General features: G+C 53.2%; 23 protein-coding genes. All 23 read left to right on the top strand.

What is annotated here, in order from left to right; translation table 11 throughout:
• Nucleotides 1-68 precede the first annotated feature (68 nt).
• The 23 genes from HNEAP_RS11550 to HNEAP_RS11435 all read left to right on the top strand — a co-directional run bounded on the left by HNEAP_RS11550 (nucleotide 69) and on the right by HNEAP_RS11435 (nucleotide 23,899).
• The gene (locus HNEAP_RS11550) at nucleotides 69-1,661 is read left to right on the top strand and encodes a pilus assembly protein TadG-related protein (protein ID WP_012825159.1); all 1,593 of its coding nucleotides are present in this window, start codon (nucleotides 69-71) and stop codon (nucleotides 1,659-1,661) included.
• A gap of 46 nt (nucleotides 1,662-1,707) precedes the next feature.
• On the top strand, nucleotides 1,708-2,214 hold the full coding sequence (locus HNEAP_RS11545) for a hypothetical protein (RefSeq protein ID WP_012825158.1): 507 nt from the start codon (nucleotides 1,708-1,710) through the stop codon (nucleotides 2,212-2,214).
• Between the two features lie 43 nt (nucleotides 2,215-2,257).
• Entirely contained in the window at nucleotides 2,258-2,812 is a 555-nt protein-coding gene (locus tag HNEAP_RS11540; RefSeq protein WP_012825157.1) for a hypothetical protein, read from the top strand.
• A 15-nt stretch (nucleotides 2,813-2,827) separates the two neighbouring features.
• Complete coding sequence (locus tag HNEAP_RS11535; RefSeq protein WP_012825156.1) at nucleotides 2,828-3,322, top strand: hypothetical protein; 495 nt, start codon at nucleotides 2,828-2,830, stop codon at nucleotides 3,320-3,322.
• A gap of 7 nt (nucleotides 3,323-3,329) precedes the next feature.
• Nucleotides 3,330-4,205: a TadE family protein gene (locus HNEAP_RS11530; RefSeq protein ID WP_012825155.1), complete on the top strand. Its 876-nt coding sequence runs from the start codon at nucleotides 3,330-3,332 to the stop codon at nucleotides 4,203-4,205.
• Between the two features lies 1 nt (nucleotide 4,206).
• Nucleotides 4,207-4,899: a hypothetical protein gene (locus HNEAP_RS11525; protein WP_012825154.1), complete on the top strand. Its 693-nt coding sequence runs from the start codon at nucleotides 4,207-4,209 to the stop codon at nucleotides 4,897-4,899.
• Between the two features lie 7 nt (nucleotides 4,900-4,906).
• Nucleotides 4,907-5,110, top strand: a complete 204-nt coding sequence (locus tag HNEAP_RS11520) for a hypothetical protein (protein ID WP_012825153.1) — start codon at nucleotides 4,907-4,909, stop codon at nucleotides 5,108-5,110.
• Nucleotides 5,111-5,132: 22 nt separating this feature from the next.
• Nucleotides 5,133-5,909 carry a Flp pilus assembly protein CpaB gene (gene cpaB, locus HNEAP_RS11515; RefSeq protein WP_012825152.1) on the top strand — a complete coding sequence of 259 codons (777 nt, stop codon included), beginning with the start codon at nucleotides 5,133-5,135 and terminating at the stop codon, nucleotides 5,907-5,909.
• A gap of 24 nt (nucleotides 5,910-5,933) precedes the next feature.
• Nucleotides 5,934-7,265, top strand: a complete 1,332-nt coding sequence (locus HNEAP_RS11510; protein WP_012825151.1) for a type II and III secretion system protein family protein — start codon at nucleotides 5,934-5,936, stop codon at nucleotides 7,263-7,265.
• A 16-nt stretch (nucleotides 7,266-7,281) separates the two neighbouring features.
• Nucleotides 7,282-8,988 carry a TadA family conjugal transfer-associated ATPase gene (locus tag HNEAP_RS11505; RefSeq protein WP_012825150.1) on the top strand — a complete coding sequence of 569 codons (1,707 nt, stop codon included), beginning with the start codon at nucleotides 7,282-7,284 and terminating at the stop codon, nucleotides 8,986-8,988.
• Nucleotides 8,985-9,839, top strand: a complete 855-nt coding sequence (locus HNEAP_RS11500) for a type II secretion system F family protein (protein ID WP_012825149.1) — start codon at nucleotides 8,985-8,987, stop codon at nucleotides 9,837-9,839. Before HNEAP_RS11505 ends, HNEAP_RS11500 begins: the two co-directional genes overlap by 4 nt.
• A complete protein-coding gene (locus HNEAP_RS11495) occupies nucleotides 9,836-10,732 on the top strand; it encodes a type II secretion system F family protein (RefSeq protein ID WP_012825148.1) in 897 nt (298 codons plus the stop codon). Before HNEAP_RS11500 ends, HNEAP_RS11495 begins: the two co-directional genes overlap by 4 nt.
• Nucleotides 10,729-11,082, top strand: coding sequence for a DUF192 domain-containing protein (locus HNEAP_RS11490; protein WP_012825147.1), 354 nt, complete (start codon nucleotides 10,729-10,731; stop codon nucleotides 11,080-11,082). Before HNEAP_RS11495 ends, HNEAP_RS11490 begins: the two co-directional genes overlap by 4 nt.
• The gene (locus tag HNEAP_RS11485) at nucleotides 11,067-11,609 is read left to right on the top strand and encodes a tetratricopeptide repeat protein (RefSeq protein ID WP_012825146.1); all 543 of its coding nucleotides are present in this window, start codon (nucleotides 11,067-11,069) and stop codon (nucleotides 11,607-11,609) included. Before HNEAP_RS11490 ends, HNEAP_RS11485 begins: the two co-directional genes overlap by 16 nt.
• On the top strand, nucleotides 11,609-12,403 hold the full coding sequence (locus HNEAP_RS11480) for a TadE family protein (RefSeq protein ID WP_012825145.1): 795 nt from the start codon (nucleotides 11,609-11,611) through the stop codon (nucleotides 12,401-12,403). Before HNEAP_RS11485 ends, HNEAP_RS11480 begins: the two co-directional genes overlap by 1 nt.
• Nucleotides 12,404-12,432: 29 nt before the next feature.
• Entirely contained in the window at nucleotides 12,433-13,731 is a 1,299-nt protein-coding gene (locus tag HNEAP_RS11475; RefSeq protein WP_012825144.1) for a lipase family protein, read from the top strand.
• Between the two features lie 8 nt (nucleotides 13,732-13,739).
• Nucleotides 13,740-15,332 carry an ankyrin repeat domain-containing protein gene (locus tag HNEAP_RS12405; protein ID WP_012825143.1) on the top strand — a complete coding sequence of 531 codons (1,593 nt, stop codon included), beginning with the start codon at nucleotides 13,740-13,742 and terminating at the stop codon, nucleotides 15,330-15,332.
• Nucleotides 15,333-15,371: 39 nt separating this feature from the next.
• Nucleotides 15,372-16,133 carry a TadE family protein gene (locus HNEAP_RS11465; RefSeq protein ID WP_081441166.1) on the top strand — a complete coding sequence of 254 codons (762 nt, stop codon included), beginning with the start codon at nucleotides 15,372-15,374 and terminating at the stop codon, nucleotides 16,131-16,133.
• Nucleotides 16,134-16,161: 28 nt separating this feature from the next.
• The gene (locus HNEAP_RS11460; protein ID WP_012825141.1) at nucleotides 16,162-17,043 is read left to right on the top strand and encodes a lysozyme; all 882 of its coding nucleotides are present in this window, start codon (nucleotides 16,162-16,164) and stop codon (nucleotides 17,041-17,043) included.
• Nucleotides 17,040-18,239, top strand: a complete 1,200-nt coding sequence (locus HNEAP_RS12760; protein WP_012825140.1) for a hypothetical protein — start codon at nucleotides 17,040-17,042, stop codon at nucleotides 18,237-18,239. The genes HNEAP_RS11460 and HNEAP_RS12760 overlap by 4 nt, the downstream gene beginning before the upstream one ends.
• A gap of 35 nt (nucleotides 18,240-18,274) precedes the next feature.
• A complete protein-coding gene (locus HNEAP_RS11450; protein ID WP_166636024.1) occupies nucleotides 18,275-22,252 on the top strand; it encodes an RHS repeat-associated core domain-containing protein in 3,978 nt (1,325 codons plus the stop codon).
• Between the two features lie 2 nt (nucleotides 22,253-22,254).
• The gene (locus HNEAP_RS11445; RefSeq protein ID WP_012825138.1) at nucleotides 22,255-23,085 is read left to right on the top strand and encodes a hypothetical protein; all 831 of its coding nucleotides are present in this window, start codon (nucleotides 22,255-22,257) and stop codon (nucleotides 23,083-23,085) included.
• Between the two features lie 280 nt (nucleotides 23,086-23,365).
• Nucleotides 23,366-23,899 carry a hypothetical protein gene (locus tag HNEAP_RS11435; protein WP_155802526.1) on the top strand — a complete coding sequence of 178 codons (534 nt, stop codon included), beginning with the start codon at nucleotides 23,366-23,368 and terminating at the stop codon, nucleotides 23,897-23,899.
• Nucleotides 23,900-23,997 lie beyond the last annotated feature (98 nt).

The following is a 23,997-nucleotide window of genomic DNA, read 5'->3' as shown; positions in this document are numbered from 1 at the left end:
CTCTGATGCTTGCATCATCTAAGAGGTGTCAGGTGCAGGGAATTGCATTGAAGCTCCGACGGAAAAAAATGTCCTTGCCTTCCCGGCTCAGCGGGCAGGCTCTTATTCTTGCACTGATTACACTGGTCGTGCTGGTGGTCGGGGTAATCGTGCTGTTCAATTCCGGCCAGGCGGTAAGCAAAAAAATGCAGTTGGTTAACACGGCTGACGCCGCTGCCTACAGTGCGGCAGTACAACAGGCGCGCGCGCTTAACATGATCTCGTACATGAATCGAGCGACCGTCGCGAATCAGGTCGCCATGGCTCAAATGGTCAGCTGGTATTCGTGGACCAATTTTGCCATTAGTGCGACAGATCATCTCAAGAATGCCATACAAAAAGTGGCGATTGTCGCTGATATATCAGTCGTCGGTGCTGAGCTTGGTGCTGTTCTGCAACAAGCCGCAAACATTCTTGGTAACGTTAAGGATGCTTTAGTTCAGGGGCGAGATATAGAGCAAGAGGTTTTAAATATTGCATCAGCCGTTATTGCAAACCTTGATGGAGCCTATTCTAAAGCTTCGCATTTGATTGCCAGCCCTGTGCAATCTGCAGATATTGCCAATTTGGCTCGTCGGATCGCGCGGTTGAATAATCCTCGGGTGGATATTCCTGCAATGGGCTTGGCATTGTTGGCACAGAGTGCACGGAGTGCGAATGGTTATGTTGCTCGATATGTGATTCCTACGGATGGAAGTCAGTCCGCAGAGGCGGATCGCTTTGCCAATGTAGTTATGGAAGCCCGTGATCCTTTTTCACGAGTGCGTGATGGTCATGTCGGTTTCGGCGCGGGTAGCGGATTGGCCAGCATAGGATTATCGATGGATAAGAAGGGCGGTACCGACCTTGTTAATTATCGCAATTGGGTTGGTCTGGATACACTGAACTTGCATGTCTGGTTTCCCTGTTGGTCGGGCGGATGGTCCTCTCATCCAACAACCTGCCACGTCAATGTGCCAATGGCCTGGGGTGGTGCGGCGGGCGTGGATCAAACGCCTAGCAACGGTTTTAGTGGTTTGGCTCGTCAGGATAATGGTTGGAAGGGCCCATACACGTGGAGACCGCAGGAATACGCAGGCCCCGGGAGTTACCCTGCCTACAGTGGCGCTCTGCAAAATGGGGATGCGGGCAATAAGGTACTTTCCGATCCCGCAGAAAACGGCACCCCTTGGATCAAACCATCTTTATCCGTTATTTCGGGAGCCACCGTCGGCCTTCCCGACTACAACGATATCAAAAGTGACAAGGCCACCGTTCCCTACCTGAATGGCAAGAGCGCCTCCGCTAACGGGGTGAATAATTTAGATGTCGGCCCCTTATTTACGGTGCTCGTTGAAGAGTCCATGAGCACCGTCCGCACCAGCAGCCATGTGCCCGGTATCGGAGGCCCGCCGGATTTTGATATTGCCGATAAAACCGTACACGACAAGATGACCGCGCTTTCATCTGCTCAGGTGTATTTCAGTCGCTCGCAAACTTTGTTTCCGAATCTTGTCGATTCGCATCGAGAGACAGGCAGTCTGTTCAGCCCGTACTGGCAGGTGCGCCTCGTGGAAACACCTTGCACGACTCAATTGGCGGTTGCGGCCACCTATGGCGTGGTCGGCGTTTGTTCGCCGTGAAATTGCATTGTTATCAGCTACCACCTTATTCCAACAAGGACTATTGATGAAAAAAATATCCATACACCAAAAAAAACTCGGCAGATTCATCCATGAAAAACATGGATTCTTATATCGTGCTTTGCATGTCGCTGTTCTTGTGGGGGTGATCATGGCAGTGAACCAGGCTTATGCGGCGTCAGGCGAATTGCTAATTTCTGGTGCCAGTAACGGAAAGTTATCATTTGGCAGCGCTGATTGCACACCTATAGGTGAAGATATTGGGACCTTCACCGCGCCTTCGGATCGATCAAATCGAAAAAGAGAAGTTGCGACACTTGGGTTTGAAACGAGCGATTATAAAATTATGTTCTCCTCTAAGGGATTGGGGCTTTGCGGCAGAGCTAAGAATAGCCAGGGGGTTTTCTGGCATCATGTCGGTAATAACTGGTCTTTGACATTCAAGGATGTTCAGGTCTCTTGCACTAAGTACGAGGGAGACTCTCTTCCAATTCAGATTAAAGTTAACTTAAATGGAACGTTGGCCTGCACCCACAACATGAATAAGGATTAAATACACGTGACTAAATTTAAATAGGCACAATGGAAAGTAATTTATGAACTCGAAAAGAAGTTTTATTGATGCGGTTTTTTTGAAGAAGTCAGTCGACAAGATAATCATTTTGTCTGCCTTTGTCTTTGCCTCGCACTGTGCTTGGGCTGAAAAAACACCCACGAGTGTGCTGCATTATCAAGGAGTCGTTAATGGCACGGTTCAGTTTGAGAAAGTTGCTTGCTATGACATGAACAATGATCCCAAAGCACTCTACGTTTATGCGCCTGACTTGCCCTTGGTTCGTGATGGCAGACTATTTGGACCGAGATTCACTCTGATTGCTGGCAGAGGGTTTGAGTTCGTGCCCGATCAATATCACCAGCAGCCGCTCACGACTTTTACCTACGACATTCCTGCGAACCACCCGGCAATTATTTGGCATAAAGAAGAGAATAAAAACTTCGAAATCACTTTGGATAAAGTAATGATGACAAGCATTGGTGAGGATGGTGTGCGGCACATAACTTATTTAAGTGGAAAGATATATTGCAATATTGATGCCAATCAAAGTATGCAAAATATTAATAAAATTTTATCCAAAAAATCGAATCCATGACGAGGTGACTGCGAGATGAATAAATATACCAAATCAAATTTATTTTTAAGTACCATTAAAACAGCAGGCATGTTTTTTCTTTTTGCTGCATCGGGACTGGGCGTCGTCAGTGCAGATAATCAACGGCCTGCAGGTAATGAATTGCATTACACCGGCGTTTTAACTGGTACGGCGACATTTAACGCCATTAACTGCACTCTGAGATCTGGGCATCTGGTAGGTCTTGGTTATTTTTCTGCCATCGGTAAATCTGATGGACCGAATATTGCCTTATTTAGCGTCAATGATGACGGTACGCAGCAGCGTCTTGGATTCGTTCCCAGTGGCAAGAGTCAACAGGATTTCTATTTCTCTGCCAAGGCATCCGGCACGATTCCTGGATTGGATGCATCGACCGTATCAAACACCAAAACAATCACCTTCACCCATGTGTTGCTGCGTAAGCGAGGATCAAATAACGACGAGTTAACCCTTGACGGCCGATTGACTTGCACGACAGCCACAGAATAACTCTGGCATGAATTACCGCACAAAATCAGCACCTCCTCAAACCGGGAGCAACCGCCATAAGCAGCGGGGGCAAAGTCTGGTTGAGATGGCAATTTCTTTAACGGTTCTAGTGCCACTTGCCATGGGTGTGATGTTGTTAGGGCAATTTATTCACATCAAATTGCAAACCCAGAATGCCGTTCGAGAAGCCGCTTGGGCCGCTACGGTCGATCCCGCCCTTGCAACTGCCGTCATTCCGAGCAAAACGACCGAAGAAACACAACTACGCCAACATCAGTTTGCGGATGCAGACTCAGCATTACTCAGCGGAGGATCTGCTCCTGCTGGCTTCCCTGATCCCATGTTGACCACATTTGCAGGGCGCCCACTACTGAATCCCTCTGACCTGACCCTAAAGGTCTATCAGCAGCAAGCATCGCCCAGCTACCTGGATCAAGCCATAAGCATGCTCGGCAATGCGCTTTCTGATACCTTGCCTCCAAATCGGCAGGGTCTGGTTACCGCTGAAGTTCATGCGAATACCCAAAAGATTCTGAGCACTGACGGTTCTCCCTTGCAGTTTCTGGGCGGCTTGGTCAATAAACGAATGGACATTTCTGCTAAGACCGTCCTCTTAGCAGACACTTGGGATGCGGCTGGTGGAGGCGAAACCCTGAATGGGCAATCTGCAGGCGGCGCCTATGCCAATCGAACGGTAAGGGCGGTTATCCAGCCAATGGTGCCCTCCACGTGGTTGGGTAGCTTGAGTTCCGTGATTAACGGGGCCGCTAAGCTGCTCGGGAGCATTCCATTAATTAACGATTTGCTCACACCCAATATGGATCACTTTGAAATGGGCCGAACCGCTCCGGATGTTGTCCCCGTCGACAAGTTGGTGAAATAGGATGCTTGTTCAAAGGTGTGAAGCGTTCTTTGGGTTACGGGGTGTTGGGGGCAGCATTCTCTTATGGCTTCCTCTGGTGGCTATGGCGGGGTTGTTTTCCTGGCCATCGCCACCTGTTCCGCCAGAAACCACCACTCAGGATGTTGCTCATCGAATCATTTTCAACGGCCTCGATATGCGTGCGCAGGTTTTCAAATCGCAGCAGTCACCCGAGGCGATTCTGGCGTTTTATCGCAAAGTCTGGCGGGAGCAAGTTGTCGTCAACCAGATGGGTAATGAACAGGTGATTGGTCATCGAGAAGGTGATTACTTCATGACGATTCAGGTCAGCGCATCAGGTTCTGGAAGCAGAGGAAATATTGGTGTGGTTGATGTTGCTTCGGCCCCCGAGCACTTCGTGCCGGGCAAGGGCATACCGACCCCGATGGATTCCAAAGTCTTTAACGACATCCGCTATCCGGATGATCCCATCCCAACTCGGATGATTGCGTTGAAGAATAAACTGTCTACGCAACAAAATGTTAGCTTCTATCGCGAGCGTCTCGAAGGCGAGGGCTGGAAACCATTGAATGATAGCTGTACCTCGTCCGGTTGCGTGCTGGACTTCCAGCGAGGTGATCAAAAAATGAACTTGGTCATTGAACCGCAAAAGAATGTTCGGTCACAAATAGTCATGACTATTCAGAATCCGTAGGTAACGCATGCGCTCACATGGATTGAAGCATCGTTACCCGAAATATGGCGCGCCGTCTAGCTGTCAACATGGTGCGGCGTTGGTTGAGTACATCATCATCGCCTTCTTGTTCGTTTTGTTGCTCGTTGCCGGCCCGAATGTCATGCACCAATTGGCGCTTGCTCTTGGGCAGGCTTATCAGAGTTTTGTGTTTGTTCTGTCGGCTCCTTGAGCCTGATCAAAGGGATTTGTAGATGCCTAAAGTAAATCGCAACTTTTTGTATGTTGCTGTAGCCGTTTTGCTCGGTGGTTTAGCCAGCGTTTTGGCTGTGAAATACATCAACCAGCAGGTTGCCACGAGAACTCATACGGCCGCGCCGCAAAAGATGCGCACGGTGGTTGTGCCTGTGCATAACCTTAAAGTGGGTGACGTGTTGTCAGCAAAAGATCTGGCTACACGGGATATTCCTGTGGCCTATGTCCCCGCTGATGCACTGACCCCGGATGACTACGAAAGTCACTTGGGACAGATGTTGACGACTCCATTGGCCCAAGGCGCGCCCATATCCGCGATGGCGATGGAACCGATCGCGAATCACTTTTCCGACATCATCAAGCCAGACCGTGTCGCCTACACCATTGATGTCAGTGAAACCAATTCGATTTCTGGTTTGATTGTGCCGGGTGATCACATCGACATTCTTCTGCTCTTGTCCAAAAACAGTAAGGACGATATTCGCCCACTCCTTAGCGATGTTCTAGTGCTCGCTACCGGGAAGCACGCCAAAGGGGTTAGAAGCGACGGCACAGAAGGAAACCAAGGCTACTCCAATCTCACGCTGGAGTTGACTCCTAAGAATGCGCAACGAATCGGCATCGCTAAAAAGATGGGTCAACTGCTCGTCATGCTGCGTTCGCCCGACACCAAATTTCCACCAAACCTGGGGTTGTTGACAGCATCCGACCTTTTGGGCGCGGGTCCTCGTGCACATGGTGGCGGCGTCCAATTCATTATCGGTGGAAGGCAGTAACTCATGGAATCGAGAGGATTATTAATGTGCAATTTGGTCGCCAGACGCAATAGGTATACACGCTGGTTGTTGGCGTTGTGGCTGTTTTCCGTACCCGTTTTTTCTGCTGATGCGCCCGCGTTGCCTGATGCGGTCACGATGTATGCAGGGCAAGCTTTGGTGAGGTCGGCACCGGGTTCGCTTCTTCGTGTCGCCGTTGGCAATGGCAAGCTGGTTGAGGTACGCGTTCTCGGACGTCGGCAAATGGTGATTATTGCCAATCAAGCGGGCGATACCTCATTGCAGCTATGGATGCGGGATGGCAGTCGTCGCAGCATTGATTTGCATATCGTGTCGGGCAATACCGATCAGGTGGCGGAGCTAGTTCGCACACTGCTGAAAGCGAGCAAAGCCGTATCTGTTAATACAGTTGGTGGAAACGTTGTGTTAAGTGGGGTCAACCTGACTCAGGAGGATGTTGCCCAGATTGCCGCGATTAAAAAGGTTTACCCTCAGGTTCTTGATTTCACACAGGCCAATGCGGTGCAGATGAAACCGATGGTCATGATGAAAGTGCGCATCATGGAATTCGACAAAAGCGCCCTGCATCAGATCGGTATTAAGTGGGATTCCGTGATCGATGGCCCTGGCGGAGCGCTGGCCCATGACTTTGCTTCGAATTCACTGTATCGCATGACACCCAGTAGCTTCGGCGGTATCGGTGCGAATGGGGCTGTCAATTTGCCATTGTCCTTGTCAGGTACGCCAGCCTTCTTTGGTTTGGTGACGTCTATCACTTCGAAAATCAATTTGATGATGCAGACGGGCAACGCCTGGGAGCTTGCTACACCGCAGCTGGCGGCACGGAGCGGCGGAACGGCTGATTTCCTTGTCGGCGGGGAGGTGCCCATACCCATTGCACAAGGTTTGGGGCAGACATCGGTTGAGTACAAACCTTATGGAATCAAGCTTCACATCGAGCCCGTCGTCAGTAGTACGGGAGATATTTCGACGACGATCAAAGCGGAAATCAGTCACATCGATCCCAGTGTGACCGTGCAGGGGTACCCAGGATTCCTGACTCGCAAAGCCAGCACAGAAGTCAATGTTCACGAAGGTCAGACCATCGTGATTTCGGGGTTGGTTGACTCTTCGGCATCAAAAACAATCGATAAGGTGCCCGGGTTGGGTCAAATCCCCGTGCTTGGCGAGTTGTTTCGTTCGCGCGATTTCAAATCGAAACGCAGTGATCTTGTGATCTTTGTCACGCCCTATCTTGTCACTCCGGATGCGCCTTTGAATAAGGCGTTAATCAGCAAGAGCAACAAGCTGGCCGATGAATTCCGTAAAACAGTCGGGAGCGACATCCTGAACTGATCCAAGGAGAGGAAATATGTTCGTTGTAACGGTGGAAACATCCAAACGCGACCCAAGACAGGTGCGTTGTCTGAATGATAGTTGTGGCATCGGGCGTGGCGAAGACAACCTGATCATGCTTCAGGGTTGGAATATCGCGCGCGAGCATGCGCTGATTCGTGCGGCGCACGATGGGGTTCATATCGAGGTGTTGAGTGGCCGTGCGCCCGTATCGGTGAACGGTGATCGTGTCAAAGACAGGCACGGTCCATTGCACAGAGACGACACGGTGCTCATCGGGGATTATCGATTGCGGGTGGCTACTGAGTCGGCCTCCGGGCCCGAGCCAGCCGCGGTTAGCCATTCTCATGTCATGGTGCCGCAACCTGTGTCCGCCGAAGCAGAAGCTGACAATGCCCGTGCCGCACACGCTGCGGCGTCGATCCTGAGTCAAAACACGGACATGCTGTTATGGCGGCAACGCGTGCATTCTGCGCTGGTCAAACAGATGGATCTTCGGCGGGTTGATGTGCATGGCATGAGCGATGACGAGTTGCGCGCGAAGACAGGCGCTTTGATTGACGAAATCATCCAGCGCGAATTCTCTGATCTTCCTGCCAGTATTGATCGTTCCCGTTTGGCAAAAGAGGTGTTGGACGAAGCCATTGGGCTAGGGCCGCTGGAAGATCTGATTTCTGATGACAGCGTGACCGAAATCATGGTCAATAGGGCCGATGAAATCTTTGTGGAACGGGCCGGGCGTATCGAGCGCTCGCCGGTGATTTTCACAAGCGACAAAGCTGTGCTTTCCGTCATCGAGCGGATCGTTGCACCACTGGGGCGTCGTATCGATGAAAGCTCACCGATGGTCGATGCCCGACTGTTGGACGGCTCCCGGGTTAATGCCGTGATTCCGCCCGTGGCGCTCCGCGGGCCGAGCCTGAGTATTCGTAAATTCAGCAAGCGAAAGATGACGGGGCAGGATCTATTAGATTTTGGCTCCTGCAATGCCGAAATGCTTGAATTCATCGAAGTCGCCGTGCGGGAAAAAAAGAACATTGTCGTTACGGGGGGTACGGGTTCAGGTAAAACGACCCTGCTCAATATCCTGTCCAATTTCATTCCCGATCATGAGCGTATCGTTACGATTGAAGATGCGGCGGAACTGAAACTGACGCAGCCCAATCTGGTTTCGATGGAAGCGCGCCCCGCCAATCTTGAAGGCAAAGGGCAAATAGCCATCCGTGATTTGGTTCGCAACAGCCTGCGTATGCGCCCGGATCGAATCGTAGTGGGTGAATGCCGGGGCGGAGAGGCGCTGGATATGCTTCAGGCCATGAATACCGGCCACGAAGGATCGCTGACGACCGCTCATGCCAACACCCCTCGCGATGCACTTTCCCGTCTTGAAGTCATGGTTCTGATGTCGAGTATGGATTTGCCCATTTCCGTCGTGCGAGAACAGATTGCATCGGCCATTGATCTGATTATTCATCAGCGCCGGTTTCCTTGTGGGTCACGAAAAATCACGCATATTTGTGAGGTGACGGGGCTCGAAAGTGGAACGATTCAGACTCAAGATATTTTTGTCTTCCGTGGGCGAGAGCAGGGTGGTGCAGGGGGCAAAGTCAGGGGAAGTTTCTCGGCGACGGGCGCAGTCCCCGAGTTCTACGAGGAGTTGGCGGAACGCGGTGTGTCGGTTGATCTGTCCATCTTCACACTCAAAGAGCAGGCCGTAGCATGACTTCTGCGCTTTTGCCCCTCATCTTTGTCATTTTCTTCAGCATCACCCTGTTGGGCTTTGTGCTGGTGCGAAACGGGGTGATCTTCTGGGGAAAATATAAGCAACAGTTTACTGAGCAGGCCAGTTACAGCCTGGCCGACATGTTTCTTTTTCTGGATGCGGCTCATCTCTGGCGGGTAAATCTTGTGGCATTGCTCGCGGTGCCGCTGTTGTTGTGGCTGACTACCGACAATCCGCTTCTGGTCGTGATCGCCATCGTAGTCATCGCGATTTTTCCGAAAAAATTCTACGCATGGTTGAAGCAACGCCGGATCGACAAGATCCAGCAACAACTGCCCGATGGCTTGATGATGGTGTCTGGCAGCATGCGGGCGGGGCTCGGTTTTACCGCAGCACTCGAAAGCCTGGCGCGTGATACCGACCCGCCATTGGCGCAGGAATTCGCGCTGGTGCTCCGCGAGCAGCGCATGGGGGTGAAGCTGGAAGATGCCTTGCTGCATTTTAACGACCGTGTGCCTGTTCAGGACGTTACCTTGTTTGTCTCTGCCGTGAATATTTCCCGTGAAGTTGGCGGCAACTTGGCAGAAAGCCTGACATCGCTCGCGAGTACGCTCCGTCGTCGTCTGATCATGGAAGGCAAGGTCAAGTCACTGACTGCGCAAGGTCGTCTTCAGGGGATCGTCATGGCATTGATGCCGGTCGGGTTACTCACTTTTCTCACGCTCGCCTATCCCGACACCATGCACGACCTTTATCACACCCCATTGGGCTGGGGGATCATCGCCGTGGCCGTCGTGATGGAATATCTCGGCTATCGGATGAGCCTCAAGATCGTGACCATCGACATATGAATACGAATCTCATCATTATTCTGGTCGGTGTGCTTATCGCCGGTTCGGTCGGGATGCTGTTCTGGGCATTGACAGGTTTCCTGCGCGATGTGCCGGAGGCGGATCGAAACTATCAGGATCCGCTGCCGCTGGGGTTGCGTCTGATATGGCCGTTGGTGAATGCCGCCACCTTTGTTCTGGCGCCCAGATTATCACCGGATAAATTGGAAAAGGCGCACCACACGCTGCAAACCGCTGGGCAGGATTTCGTGCTGAATCCGGAGCAACTCTATGGTTTGCGGGTCGTCGGAGCGGGGATTGTTGTTGCATTTTTCTGGCTGATCCTGGCGATGCTCCATAAGCAGAGTGCTTCGTTATTTGCGATGACGCTGGTTCTCGGCGCCGTACTGGGCTGGTTGTACCCGAGCCTATGGCTGACAGAGCGTCGCAAGCATCGTCAGCGGTTAGTCATCAAGGATCTACCGGTTTTTCTCGATTTCATCGTCATGGCGGTCGAAGCGGGGCTCAATATCACCGGTGGCATTGAACAGGCGACCTTGAAGGGCCCGAAGGGGCCGTTGGCACAAGAGTTCCGCCGTTTATTGCGCGATATGCGCTCAGGACTTGCTCGTGCGGAAGCACTGAAACGCATGGCCGAACGTATGGATATGCCACAAATATCCAGTTTTACCGGCACCTTGATTCAAGCCGATCGCGTCGGTGCCAGTCTCGGTGCCAGCTTGCGGGTACAAGCCGATCAGCGACGGGAAGAACGTTTTTTACGTGCCGAAAAACTGGCACTGGAAGCGCCCGTCAAGATGATGCTACCGCTCGTCATGTTCTTCTTTCCGCTGATTTTCTTGTTTCTCGCCTACTTCATCTACTTGCGGATGATTCAGGAAGGCATCCTGTGAAAGCCGGTGTGATTTATCGTCATGAGCAACCGATCGTGCCCATGGCTTGGCGTGCGGATCAACCGTGGAGCCGGCTGCGCGGGCTTCTTGGTCGCCCGCCCTTGACAGAACGCGGCAGCCAGGCGCTGTGGCTCGTTCCCTGCGGGGGAGTCCATACATTTGGAATGGCCTATGCCTTGGACATTGTTTTTTTAGATCGAAAAGGACAAATCATCGACTGGTTTGAGCGGCTGGAACCCTGGCACATGCGCCACTGCACGGGTGCATACCAAACCGTTGAATTTGCAGCAGGCAGCCTCAATTGGCTGAACCCGGAACAAGGAGAGACATGGCAATGGCGCAGCACATAAAATTCGATACGATCATTCCCATTCTGATAACCAGCCTGCTTCTTTCTGCCTGCGCCACGCAGCCGCATAAAGAGCTTTCGGAGGTAATGAGGCTGCAGCAGCAGGCACAAACCAACTATAACGAAGGAGATTTGACACAGGCACAGTCCGACTATCTTGAGCTCACTCGTGTCTTGCCGGGAGATGAGTCCAATTGGTTCCATCTTGCTAATACCTACGCACGGGCCGGGCAATTGGAATTGGCTGTGAACGCATATCGTCACGTGTTAGCGCACGATGCGACCCATGCCAAAGCCTGGCACAACCTCGGTGTTGTGCTGATGCAGCAATCGCAGGCCGCGTTCATTCAAAGTGCACGCCACGCCAAAGCCGATCCAGAGGTACAACGCGCGAGCCTGAATATGGGGCAAGCGCTTGAAGCGCTCATTCATCCGTCAAGTCCACCCGCATCAAAACAAATCGCATACCCGCCGCCCCCCGTCACCGATATCGAAGCACCGCCACCCGGCGCTGTTCGAGCACCTTGATGATGAACACGCGCACCTTAATTCATCGCCAGCGCGGTCAGGGGCTGGTAGAGGCCGTGATCGTCCTGCCCGTATTCGGCCTGTTTTTACTGGGGATATTCCAGGGCATTTTGTTGTACCACGCAAAGACTACGCTGGATTACGCGGCATTCATGGCCGCCCGCAGTGGCGCAATGAACTTTGCCCAAAAGAACGCCATGATCGATGGACTCGCGCGTGGACTGATGCCGCTTTATGCCCATCAGACCGGTGGTAGTGCCGTAGTTGCAGCGTACACCAAAGCCAAGGCGGACATCCAGTTGGGGCAGTCAACCGCAATCACCATCATCAGCCCGACCAAAGCGGCATTCACCGACTGGCAAGAAACCCAATACGATGGCGTGGCCGCCATTCCCAACGACAGCCTGCCTTTCCGAGGCAGTGCCATTGGCACAAAAAGCCACATGACGGTGCAAGATGCCAACCTGCTCAAAATCAAAGTGACCTATCAATACCCTTTGATCGTCCCCGTGATTGATCGCCTGATCGGCCACTTGGACGTGGCGCGAACGGCTATCGCCGGACACCCCGTCTATAGCCTCGATATTCAGGCGCAGGCCACCGAGCTCATGCAGACCCCGATTCACGATCCCAATCTGTTGCCGGATGGCACGAGTGGTAATGGCGGCGGCACGTCGGGCGGCGGGAATCCAGCACCAACACCGACGCCTAATCCAGCACCAACACCAAATCCAACGCCGTCACCAAATCCAACGCCGTCACCAACGCCGCCGCCTGGGCATGTTTGTATCTAGCTGGGCTCTCAAAAGTAAGGACACTTGAGATGATGAAATTTAAATTCACCTATCTACGTTACCAGTTAATTTTTTGGGTCACGCTGATCCTATTCGTCATGCCGACTCCCTATTTGGCAGAGGCAAACCAAGACGCTGCAAATATTCAAGCGAATCCAGATCTATGTTCCACCCACCTCTGTTTTACGAGCAAAGCAGATCGTGATGAGTTTTGGCAGGAAAACAATTGCACATCAAAATCTTGCCAGATTGCATCCAATGTTTGCGGTCAAGAGGAGGTACGCGAGGGCTACACTCTTTTGCAAATCAAGCAACGGCTAGACAAGATCAACGCCGGTTTAGCGGACCCCAAGCAATCGGCCTCATGTGCCAGCCAAAAGCCTCAGATCGACACGCTCATCAATCAGATGACCAATGCACTGATCTCCAACGATGTTTATTCAGATAGCCCGCAAGGCTATTTGCCCAAAGGGATTGAACGCATCCCAAACAATGACGCAGCTAAACTGGCAGGCTTACACCTATCACCAGATGATCTAGTAGATGAAAAGAGTAAATTTTTTGCATCCGTATATTACAACCAAAACACAAAGCAATATATCGTTGCCAATCGGGGCACGGTTTTCGACCAGGCATTGAATCTTTTTGCAGGTGATAACTCCGTGATCACCGATGTAAAACAAGCTCTGGGTTACCCAACGACTCAATTTGACACCGACGCGACGAATCTTGCCAACAATATTGCTCTCGCAAAAAGTCGCAATGTTGTTTTCACAGGCCATTCGCTGGGCGGAGGGTTGGCGGCGCTGGAAGCCACCATTATCGGCGGAACGGCAATGACCTTCGATGCAGGAGGCGTGTCGAATAGTACTTTGGCAAGAAATAATAAAGAGAATAAACAAGCCAAACACATCGATAATTTCTATACGGAGGGTGAAGTTCTCAACCAGATACAGGGGAAAAATCTCAAAGATGCTTTGGCCTGTGCTTTAAAGAACGAACCCATCAGAACCAATTTGATTTTGAGTTATCTGGCACACCTCGCAGGTGCGCCAGATAAAGATCAGGCGATGTCGGTGCCACTACCCAGGGCCATGGGCAATCAAAATGCAATCCCACTAACAACCTGGGATGCCGGTTACTATACAGATAACCCAGATAGTCTTGATTCCTTCCAAAACAGGCCAGGTAAAACCAACTCGGAGCAACTGGCTCAGCCGAAAACCGGCACCTGCCTGTCGGATATCATACGGGAGGGAGGGTATCACTCGATGGATCACGTCATTTTCGGCTTGAATTACCAACTATCTCAATTACTCTGTCACTGAGGTTTTTTATGCACTTCAAATTTCTGTCTACTCTGGGTAAATGCCTGTCGGTGCTTGGTGCCGCTACCCTTGCGCTAACAATCACGGCCTGTGGTGGCGCATCCTCAGGCACAAGTATCACGAACACAGTCTGGTCGGCAAGCATGATGAAAAATACAGCTCAGGCCAGTGATCAGACCGGTGAACCCTTTCGTCTGAACGGGCGTAGTGCGGCATCGGTATTTTCTGATTCCAAGGTGGCCGAGCTGGCAAACGCGGCCTGCGACGGCGCGGCTACCAGGGTCAAACCATTGGTGCAAGCCGGTGCGGATGTCAATGGCCAAGGCACGCAGCGGATTACCCCATTGATTTGGGCCATGAGTTGCCATAACTATGCGGGGATTAGTGCCTTGCTCGAGCAAGGGGCCAATCCCAATCTACCGATGGCGGGCGGCGAGACGGCGGTGTACCTCGCCGCAGGGGGCAGCGATCCTAAAATTCTTCCTTTGCTGCTGGATCATGGTGGCAATCCCAAGGTTATGAAGGTTTTTGACCACATCAACAATCGGGTCGCCTATGAGTCGCCTTTGTTCAATGCAGCACAAATGGATCGCTTTGAAAATGTGAAACTGCTCGTGACCCGTGGGGCGAATGTCTACTTCATCAGACACCCCATTCCGGGGTGTCCCGTCTGCGGATTAACCCCGCTGGATGTATCTAAGGCTGAAATAGCGATATACCTTATTCGGCACAGCCCGGACAACAAGGTGCGTTTGCAACGATATGCCGATCTTTGGTACGAGTATAGCCAGTTAACCTCGGAAGAACAGCGCAAGAGAGCGCCTGATGATTACCAAACCATAGCCGAATTGCTGCAACTGCTTGCTGAACGCGGCGTGGTGCCGAAAGATCACAATGGTATAGCACCGCCCCCATCCGGTTCGTCAGAGCCGCAGACCAAAAAAGATGCTAACCAGGCAAAACTCGATGCCTTCTTGAAGCAGCGGGAAGCCGAAGGCAATCCCTGCGCTAATGGCAGGGCGAAACTGGGTACCGATGGTGCGCCAAGGTGCGCCAGACTAGATCCCGGGGCGATCAGCGCAACTGAATGGCATCAGGTAAAGGCCCTAAGTGGCGTAGCCACCCAAGCGGGGAATAAGGCACCGGCCTTGTACGTGTTCTTTGATCCGAACTGCCCACCCTGTGCGCAATTATGGCAAAGCCGGGTTTCGGGCAAACCCTTCGGCGACGTACCTGCCGTATGGATTCCCGTGGCCTATTACTCGGCCGACAGCCTCGGCAAGGCGGCGGCCATTTTGCGCCAAGGGGATCGAGCCGCACTGGAGCGCAACTTTGGCGCAGGATACAACGTCACAAAAGAATCGGGCGGCATCACCCCGGTACAACCAACCCGTGCAGAATCGCGCCACATCGCAGAATCCCGCGCACTGTGGAAGGATCTTGGCGGCGGGACGCCCATGCTCGTCTTCCAAACCGCCAATGGCAAACGCATTCGCTTTATGGGATTTCCTCAAAACCACCTCTCAACACTTGAGACCATCGTGCAGTCTTTGAAACAACCCAAGTCCAAGCAGCCGAAGTTGACACCCTACAAACCTTAGAGCAACGCGCGTTTTTATCGCCAGCGCGGTCAAGGGCTTATAGAGGCCGTGATCGTCCTGCCCGTATTCGGTCTGTTTTTACTGGGGATATTCCAGGGCATTTTGCTGTACCGCGCAAAGACCACGCTGGATTACGCCGCATTCATGGCCGCACGCAGTGGCGCAATGAACTTTGCCCAAAAGAACGCCATGATCGACGGACTCGCGCGTGGCCTGATGCCGCTTTATGCCCATCAGACCGGTGGTGGTGCCGTAGTTGCAGCGTACACCAAAGCCAAGGCGGACATCCAGTTGGGGCAGTCAGCCGCAATCACCATCATCAGCCCGACCAAAGCGGCATTCACCGACTGGCAAGAAACCCAATACGATGGCGTGGCCGCCATTCCCAACGACAGCCTGCCTTTTCGAGGCAGTGCCATCGGCGCAAAAAGCCACATGACCGTGCAAGATGCCAACCTGCTCAAAATCAAAGTGACCTATCAATACCCGTTGATCGTTCCTGTGATTGATCGCCTGATCGGTCACCTGGACGTGGCGCGAACAGCTATCGCCGGGCACCCCGTCTATAGCCTCGATATTCAGGCGCAGGCCACCGAGCTCATGCAGACCCCGATTCACGATCCCAATCTGTTGCCTTCCGGCACGGGTGGCAATGGCGGCGGCACGTCGGGCGGCGGGAATCCGGCTCCGACACCAGCGCCCACGCCATTACCTACACCAGCGCCAACACCTAATCCAGCGCCAACACCTAATCCAGCGCCGTCACCCGTACCGTCACCACCCGACCATATCTGTATTTGATGAATACCAGCAAAGGAATGCTAAGGTTATGAAAAGGAACGTTTCAATAGATAAAGGGAAAGCGCCTCATAAAGTTGCCGTAGTTCTTATCTTGGTGCTGGTGGGGTGTAACTCGGGATCCAGCCAATCACAATCCATTACCAACCCGCCGAATACACCGGACTCGACGTTACCGCCTTATCAACCACTCAATCAACCGGGGCAGATAACTACATCACACGTACTCATTTCACCCTTGGCGAGTCCCAGAGGTAAGCCGAAAAAGGCTTGTGCGAATGCTTGTCTCGCGATACCTCCAGGCAAAACTCAGGCGCAGGTTATCGAGGATTTTGAAGCGCAAAACAATTGTGTTATATGCCCGCCGATAGCAGAGATGTCGGTCTCCGTAAACTATCTTAACGCCATGCTCCCAACGTTCGAGGGCTATGTGCCCCAGTACTATAACGACAGTAAGTGCAATTGCACTGCAGGTGTGGGGCATCTTGTCCAGCATGGCCAGTGCCCCGCCAATCTGGCAGCGCCGGGAAAACAGAAGACCCCGCAAGCGACCGATGCCTGCGTCAAGAACACTTGGTGGAAAAGCCCCAAAGCCTTCCCGGGCGCCAGCATCAGTCAAGCGCAGATCACATCATGGGAAAAAGAGGATATTGCGTGGGCAGAGAATAGAGCAAGAAACTTGTTTGCCAATGCACATATCACCCATGTCACGCAAAACGAGTTCGATGGGCTGGTTGATTTAATATACAATGGCGGATTATATAAAAGCTATCATATCGCAGCTTATATCAAAGCTGGGGATTTCGAAGCTGCCATCAAATCGAATACCAGACGTGGCAATAACAACCATCTTCCAGTGAATAGGGTTGAATTTGAAAACAGCGGACTTGCCCAGGGAGAGTTGTGCAAATGAATATGCGAATTCGTTTAGTAACGGTAAATCTACTTTTCGCTTCGGCCGCATTTTCGAATTGTTACGCGGCCACGAAGCATGCATCTAAAAATGATTTTATCCCGCCAGGTAAATGGGTTGTCGTAACGCCAGGATATTCTTCAAAACTAGACGATGTCGATGGATCTTTTTACTGCGTACCCAAAGGTAATCAGGCCCCTGATCCGATTCGCCTTGCTGCAGAAATTGCATCTTCCGGTTCGACGGGCGATTATAGGTGGGTGGGGGAATGCAAAATATTGAAATACGCCGCACAGGCGCATGGATTTTCAGCCAAATTAGCATGCAGTCAAACTAGTGAAAGGAGCGGAATAAAAACATCCGGCCCATTGTTGGTTAAAGGAGAATATAATAAACCAAATGAATATATAGTTACTATTCGAGATCCAGGTCAACCGCCCGATCCTGCTGCAGACACCACGAATTATCGCAAAATATCCGACACCTGCACATTAAATCCCCGACTGACAATTGTCGGGCCAAAAACCAGTATCGCCCAGCCACTGAATCCGTTCTTGGATGTTTTGTCCGGATTACCAGAAGGCACTGAGACGAATATTCCGTCGGCCGAACCTGATGCCTCCACACCGGCCAAGAGCGAAACCCAGGTTTGGCCCAGTCCCGACGAGCACGTAAACTGGGCCGCGATGCAAAGTTTCTGGGAACGGTCGATGAAACTACCGGGGATCGACACCGGACCGGCGGACAGCCCCAAGCACATGCTGGTTTATTTTGACCCCAACTGCCCAGTTTGTGCCCAGCAATGGGAACAATTAATACCTTACCTCGACTCGGTGCGTATTCATTGGATTCCGATTGCCTATTTCGACAAAGACAGCCTGAGCCGAGCAGCCGCCCTGTTGACGGCGGCTCATCCTGCACAAGCACTGCTGCAAAATGAGCGGGCGTACGATCAAAAGAGCCACAAAGGCGGTTATCCGATACCATCGCACATCCCCTCATGGGCACTGCGAGCAGTGCAGTCGAACACCCGAGAAGCCGAACGGATTCTCGGTCAGATTGCTACCCCCACGCTGGGTTTTGAGCTCGAACCGGGCAAAAAGTATTACCGCTTCACGGGCCTCATGGATGCTACTTCCATCCGAACGGCCGTCCACGAGCTCGGACACGCCCCTGAGCCTTCGCATAAACGGTGATAAATAAGTCTTGTACTAATCAAACTCAAACGGGCGTGAAACCCCAAGTTCAAAGCCAAAGTAGACATCCAGCTAGTGTCGTGCCGGACAAGGAATTCATCACCCACATCACCTACAACACAGAAGGCCAGCCAACCGAGGTCACCGAATCGGGGTTTAGTCCGATTGACGCCAAGGGCCGTCCTCAGCCAACGGCGCTGACCCGCACCACGACCTATACCTACCAAACCATCAAGGGTCATAGCCTGCTCACACAGATCGACGGCCCCTTGCCCGATGGTCCGACCCAATCCCCCGTAGATTCGGATATTACGCAGTTTGAATGGGATAGGGGCGGTTCCCATGTCGTAAAACTCACCAGTCCGCTCCAATTGGTTGCACGCTATACCTACGACGCCGCGGGTCGTATAAGCGCCGTGACTGATCCGGACGGGATAACGATGCACATCGACGACAACTATTTCGGCCGCCCCGAAAAAGTGCTTCGTCAAGTCGCGGGCGGAGGGCAAGGTTGGTCGTTCCAATACGACGCTCAAAATCGTTTGATTCAAGTGTCCAGAGTGGACGGCAGCCAAGAGCGGCCGCAGGATCGGATGGCGTACGACAGTGCAGGGCGTCTACTGTGGCAGGCAACGGCTCTCGGAACGCTCAAACAGGCCAGCTACGACACGGAAGGCCATGTGTTGAGTGGCAGCGTTCGCACAGCGGGTCATGAACAATCCGAGCGCTATGGTTACGACGACAGGGGACGGCTGATCTTCGTAAGCGACGGTACCGGCAGTACTTATCGCCTTCAGTACACGAAAAATGGACAGCTTCAATCCGTCATCAACCCGCTCGGACAGATCACCCGGCTGGCATTCGATGTCGCGTTACACCCCGTCTCAGTTACCACCGCGGCAGATACGCGCTTGGCGCGCACCGTGTCCGTCAGCCGGAATCATGCAGAACAATCCCTTACGGTGATGCCTGCATTGAAAGATCAACAGGCGCCCACCGTCACTACGCGCACATTAAAAGATGATTTTGGCCGAATCGTCGCCATAACGAGCCCGAACAGCGGCGAAACTACTTACCGCTATGATGACGATAATCGCCTGATCCGGAAAACCAATGCGCTGGGGCAGGCTCGGCATTACCAATACGATGTTGCCGGTCGCCTGATTCGTCAGTACACCACACAAGGGACTGGTCACGCTGTTCCCGAGTCGACAACGACCTACCGTTACACCGGCACCCGGCTGGTTGAAACCATTGATCCGGCACAGACCACCCGATATGGCTACAACCAATGGGGGCAATTGACGGCAAAAACGGTTGTTCTGCATTCGCATCAAGGCACCGAGATCACGGCCACGACAAACTACGCTTATGACCGGCAGGGGCGCCTGGCGACAAAAACACTCCCCGACGGTAGTCTGCTTCGCTACCTTCGGGATGGTCAGGGACAGATTGTGTCCATGCAATGGCGCGATGGACTATCTGGCCCCACACGAACGCTTGTTTCGCACCTGAAACGCGATCTGGGTGGGTTGGCTGCACTCACCTATGGCAACGGCATTCAAGCCAAATGGCAACGCAGCAAGGCGGGTGTTCTGGCGAGGATTGTCTACAGCTTGCCTGACGAACCGGGGCAAACCAGTCAAACGGCCAGTAGCGATTCCAGGCGAGTGGCGTGGGATCACTGGTTGGGTTGGCTCGTGAGCCCGGTCAAAGCGGACGAACCACCGGCAAGCAGCCAAACGAACAGCGCCTGGCCCGGCGCCTATGGCATTCCGGTTGAGCCAAACACCCTCTGGGATGCGCGATATCTCTATGACGATCTCGGTAATATTCTGGCTGTTCAACATCAGGGCCGTCTGGTTGGCGATGTAACCCAATCCCGTTACCACTATGATATGCATAATGAATTGATTGAAGCTCAATACGGCCACGGTTCCGTTCTTGTCCGCTCCGGTGGTTCATCACACCGTAAGAAATGGGTTGCTCAAGCGCCCAAAGACGCCAGAAGTTGGCGCTACCTGCTCGACGGCAATGCCAATCGCCTGTACGTGCAGCAAGACAGCACGGCAAGCCAACCGGCAACAACCCAAACCATTCGCTATCAGCCAAACAGCCAGCGTCTAGCGGGTGCTGGCTACGATGCCAACGGGCAAATCCAAGCTATCGATTCGCTGCAAATCCGCTGGAACGCAGAAGGTCGGCTGCAAAGCCTCTGGAATGGAGCGCATGAAATTGCCCGATATCGTTATAACGCCACGGGCGAACGAGTGGCCAAAATTGTTGATTCCCGTTCCGGCCACAGCAAAGAAACGCTGTACCTCTACGACCAGCAACGTCACCGTCAGGCAAAACTGGATGCCGCCGGGCATATCCTGCGCCAGTACTTCTGGCTGGGTGACAAACTGGTCGCCGTAGTCGACTACCCGGAGGGTAGAAAACCATTGGGTAATCAAGAGCCCGATACATTCAATAAGCTCAACCAGTACATCGGCTATCTCTGGGGCGGCAGTCTTGTTCACACCGGTTCAGGCCGCATCAGCTATTTGCTCGACAACCACCTAGGCGCCCCGATCGCCGCCACCGATGCCCAGGCGCAGGTCATCTGGCGTGCGCACTATGGCCCCTATGGTCAGCAACTTGATGTTGCGGATAGCTTGGTCAAAGATCATTTCAGCTTATCCCTGCGCAACCCGGGGCAATGGCAGGATAAGGAAAGCGGCCTCTATTACAACGACCACCGCTACTACGACCCGGCAACGGGGCGCTACCTCAGCCCCGATCCCCTGGGGTTGGCCGGCGGCTTGAATGCCTACGCCTATGTGGCCGCCAATCCCATCGCATATACCGATCCTTATGGATTGATGCTGTTTGCCTTCGATGGCACCAACAATGGCGCCCCGGGTCATCTGGTTCCCGGTAATGACACGAGTAACGTCTACCGTTTTTATGATGCGTATCAGTTCAGTAGTGCTGATCCTAGGTATTACATAACCGGCATCGGCACCACCTATCCCGAGAAACATCAGAACTATCGGGGCAATCCGAGAAGTGGAGACGGGTTCACTGAGCGACTTAGTTACGCTACTGCCGACTTAAACACATTTATAGCTAGGCACAACCCAACCGATACGCTCAATATCGATGTGGTCGGTTTCAGCCGGGGGGCGGCCGAAGCGCGTGCTTGGGTCAATCAGATCGTCGCCCAAACCAACAATGGCTTATACAGTTTCACTCAAGAGGGCGAGAATTACAGCGCCTGCCTGAACTTCCGTTTTGAAGGCTTGTTCGAAACCGTGCCGCACCTGGGGTGGACAGGCGGTGATAATGCGTCGCTCAACCTATCCATTCCCGATCAGGTACAGTATGCCGTTCAGGCCCTGGCCCTGAATGAAAACCGCGGCGGCCCGACGAACTTCAACGCCTATTCCATTATGCCCACCCCGACGACACCCAACAGCACGACACCCGGTGCCACCCGCATCGAACAAGGGTTTATCGGTAGCCATTCGGATATTGGCGGCGGCTATGGCATCCCGGGGACTACAAACGACAAGCCTGAGGGCGATCTTTCCAATGTCGCGTATACCTGGATGTACAACCAGGCCAAGGCGGCAGGGGTGACGGAGTTGAAACCAAACACGCATACTCAAGTGAATAGTCCCATCCTGCACGATGAAGTCACCGCACATATCTACTACTTCGGCGGTCGAACCATACAGTTCGGTGACGGCAGTGTGGTTCCTGAAACCAGTGCCCGGATCAACAGCACGGGCAACCCGGACAAGGTGACTCAGGACTGGACCTCGTCCTACATCACCCTGAACCACCGGTACAGAACGGTGCACCCTCCTCATGGTGGTGCCCCGTATACCCAGACCTTGCCGCCATGCCCTGAAGATGCATCGATCATCGGCATGGTCGATATGACGACCTATGGCGCCTGGCTCAAGAGTATTGGCGTCGATATCACCTCCAGCAATCCCTCACCCACCCAACAGATGTGCCAATAATCATGAAATTAATCCCGCTTCTCCGGTCTTTTCCCTCTAAAACCGCATTCATCGCCGCCTTGGCGGCCCTCACCACCGGATGTCAGGGCCTGGGGCCGATACTGGGTTCGGGCGCTGACGCAGACTCCGGCCCGGGCTATGAGGCATCCTTTTCTTGCCATGCAGATCATGATCATGATATTTGGCATATGGGGGAATTCACCACTCCCGCGACACGAACCTTGAACGCTGACAGTGGTGTAGGGTCAGGTGGTTGCCAACCCTGGAATGACCCGTTTGATGATGGTAAGACAGCGGGCTTGGCAGGTGATAGTCGCCAACTGCCGGAATATGCCTACCTCTACTGGTCGTGGGTGCCTCCGGGTACCGATACCACCATGACCGAGGCGCAAAAAAAGGAATTCCTTCGTATTGTGAGAAAGCCGCCGACCTACTGGGCGCGCGTTCCTGTCCGCAGCCAAATACCTGAGAGTGTCGTCAAAGAAGTGGAAGCCTCGCCGATGCGCAAGGATCATCCCAATATGCCCGCACTGAGACTGCATCTGTACTTTATCTGGACAAATGAAGGGGTGCAGATGAGTTGGCGGGTACAAAATTTCGACAAACTTTCCACCGTTCAATATGGCGGCTATATCCCGCAACCACTGCTGCCGAGGGTGGTGGAGAATCTCAAGGAAGACAACGCGCAATATGTTCCACCCCCACCGGGCGCACTGCCATCCCTCGGCGTGGCTCAGCGCATGCCCGCCGCGGCGCCAGCACCAACACCAGCCTCGACTCCAGCTGCAACACCAGCCCCGACTCCCCCAGCAATCCCGAAGCAAACGCCATGACGACCGAGACAATCCTCCCTAAAACCGCATTCATTGCCGCCTTGGCGGCCCTCACCACCGGATGTCAGGGCCTGGAGCCGATACTGGGTTCGGGCGCTGACGCAGACTCCGGCCCGGGCTATGAGACATCCTTTTCCTGTCACGCCGATAATGGCCACGATATTGAAATCATGGGAGAGTTCACTACCCCCGCGACAAGAATCTTGAACTCTGATAGTGGCCTAGGGGGGGGGCTTGCCAGCCCTTTAATGATCCGTTTGACGATGGTGCGACAGCGGGCTTGGCAGGTGATAGTCGCCAACTGCCGGAATATGCCTACCTCTACTGGTCGTGGGTGCCTCCGGGTACCGATACCACCATGACCGAGGCGCAAAAAAAGGAATTCCTTCGTATTGTGAGAAAGCCGCCGACCTACTGGGCGCGCGTTCCTGTCCGCAGCCAAATACCCGAGAGCGTCGTCAAAGAAGTGGAAGCCTCGCCGATGAGCAAGTACTACCCATACAGACGCAATCTGGATTTGCACTTGTATTTCATCTGGCTCAACGACGGGGTGCAAATGACATGGGCGGTTGAAAACCTCGACAAACTGTCTATCCCAAAATACGGCGGCTATATCCCACAACCACTACTGCCGAGGGTGGTGGAGAATCTGCGTGATTGGAAGGCGCAATATATGCCACCCCCACCGGGCGCACTGCCATCCCTCGGCGTGGCTCAGCGCATGCCCGCCCCGTCGCCAGCACCAACACCAGCCTCGACTCCAGCAGCAACACCAGCCCCGACTCCCTCGGCAATCCCGAAGCAAACGCCATGACGACCGAGACAATCCTCCGTAAAACCGCATTCATCGCCGCCTTGGCGGCCCTCACTAGCGGATGTCAGGGCCTTGGGCCGATACTGGGTTCGGGCGAT

The sequence above is a fragment of the Halothiobacillus neapolitanus c2 genome (assembly GCF_000024765.1).
GTDB classification, from domain to species: Bacteria; Pseudomonadota; Gammaproteobacteria; order Halothiobacillales; family Halothiobacillaceae; genus Halothiobacillus; species Halothiobacillus neapolitanus.
This window is presented reverse-complemented; position numbering and strand designations above follow the sequence as displayed.

What these genes read in the sequence shown, in the direction of transcription:
- HNEAP_RS11550 (WP_012825159.1), top strand. Translation starts at nt 69, where the DNA reads ATGTCCTTGCCTTCCCGGCTCAGCGGGCAGGCTCTTATTCTTGCACTG.
- HNEAP_RS11545 (WP_012825158.1), top strand. Translation starts at nt 1,708, where the DNA reads ATGAAAAAAATATCCATACACCAAAAAAAACTCGGCAGATTCATCCAT.
- HNEAP_RS11540 (WP_012825157.1), top strand. Translation starts at nt 2,258, where the DNA reads ATGAACTCGAAAAGAAGTTTTATTGATGCGGTTTTTTTGAAGAAGTCA.
- HNEAP_RS11535 (WP_012825156.1), top strand. Translation starts at nt 2,828, where the DNA reads ATGAATAAATATACCAAATCAAATTTATTTTTAAGTACCATTAAAACA.
- HNEAP_RS11530 (WP_012825155.1), top strand. Translation starts at nt 3,330, where the DNA reads ATGAATTACCGCACAAAATCAGCACCTCCTCAAACCGGGAGCAACCGC.
- HNEAP_RS11525 (WP_012825154.1), top strand. Translation starts at nt 4,207, where the DNA reads ATGCTTGTTCAAAGGTGTGAAGCGTTCTTTGGGTTACGGGGTGTTGGG.
- HNEAP_RS11520 (WP_012825153.1), top strand. Translation starts at nt 4,907, where the DNA reads ATGCGCTCACATGGATTGAAGCATCGTTACCCGAAATATGGCGCGCCG.
- cpaB (WP_012825152.1), top strand. Translation starts at nt 5,133, where the DNA reads ATGCCTAAAGTAAATCGCAACTTTTTGTATGTTGCTGTAGCCGTTTTG.
- HNEAP_RS11510 (WP_012825151.1), top strand. Translation starts at nt 5,934, where the DNA reads ATGTGCAATTTGGTCGCCAGACGCAATAGGTATACACGCTGGTTGTTG.
- HNEAP_RS11505 (WP_012825150.1), top strand. Translation starts at nt 7,282, where the DNA reads ATGTTCGTTGTAACGGTGGAAACATCCAAACGCGACCCAAGACAGGTG.
- HNEAP_RS11500 (WP_012825149.1), top strand. Translation starts at nt 8,985, where the DNA reads ATGACTTCTGCGCTTTTGCCCCTCATCTTTGTCATTTTCTTCAGCATC.
- HNEAP_RS11495 (WP_012825148.1), top strand. Translation starts at nt 9,836, where the DNA reads ATGAATACGAATCTCATCATTATTCTGGTCGGTGTGCTTATCGCCGGT.
- HNEAP_RS11485 (WP_012825146.1), top strand. Translation starts at nt 11,067, where the DNA reads ATGGCGCAGCACATAAAATTCGATACGATCATTCCCATTCTGATAACC.
- HNEAP_RS11480 (WP_012825145.1), top strand. Translation starts at nt 11,609, where the DNA reads ATGATGAACACGCGCACCTTAATTCATCGCCAGCGCGGTCAGGGGCTG.
- HNEAP_RS11475 (WP_012825144.1), top strand. Translation starts at nt 12,433, where the DNA reads ATGATGAAATTTAAATTCACCTATCTACGTTACCAGTTAATTTTTTGG.
- HNEAP_RS12405 (WP_012825143.1), top strand. Translation starts at nt 13,740, where the DNA reads ATGCACTTCAAATTTCTGTCTACTCTGGGTAAATGCCTGTCGGTGCTT.
- HNEAP_RS11460 (WP_012825141.1), top strand. Translation starts at nt 16,162, where the DNA reads ATGAAAAGGAACGTTTCAATAGATAAAGGGAAAGCGCCTCATAAAGTT.
- HNEAP_RS12760 (WP_012825140.1), top strand. Translation starts at nt 17,040, where the DNA reads ATGAATATGCGAATTCGTTTAGTAACGGTAAATCTACTTTTCGCTTCG.
- HNEAP_RS11445 (WP_012825138.1), top strand. Translation starts at nt 22,255, where the DNA reads ATGAAATTAATCCCGCTTCTCCGGTCTTTTCCCTCTAAAACCGCATTC.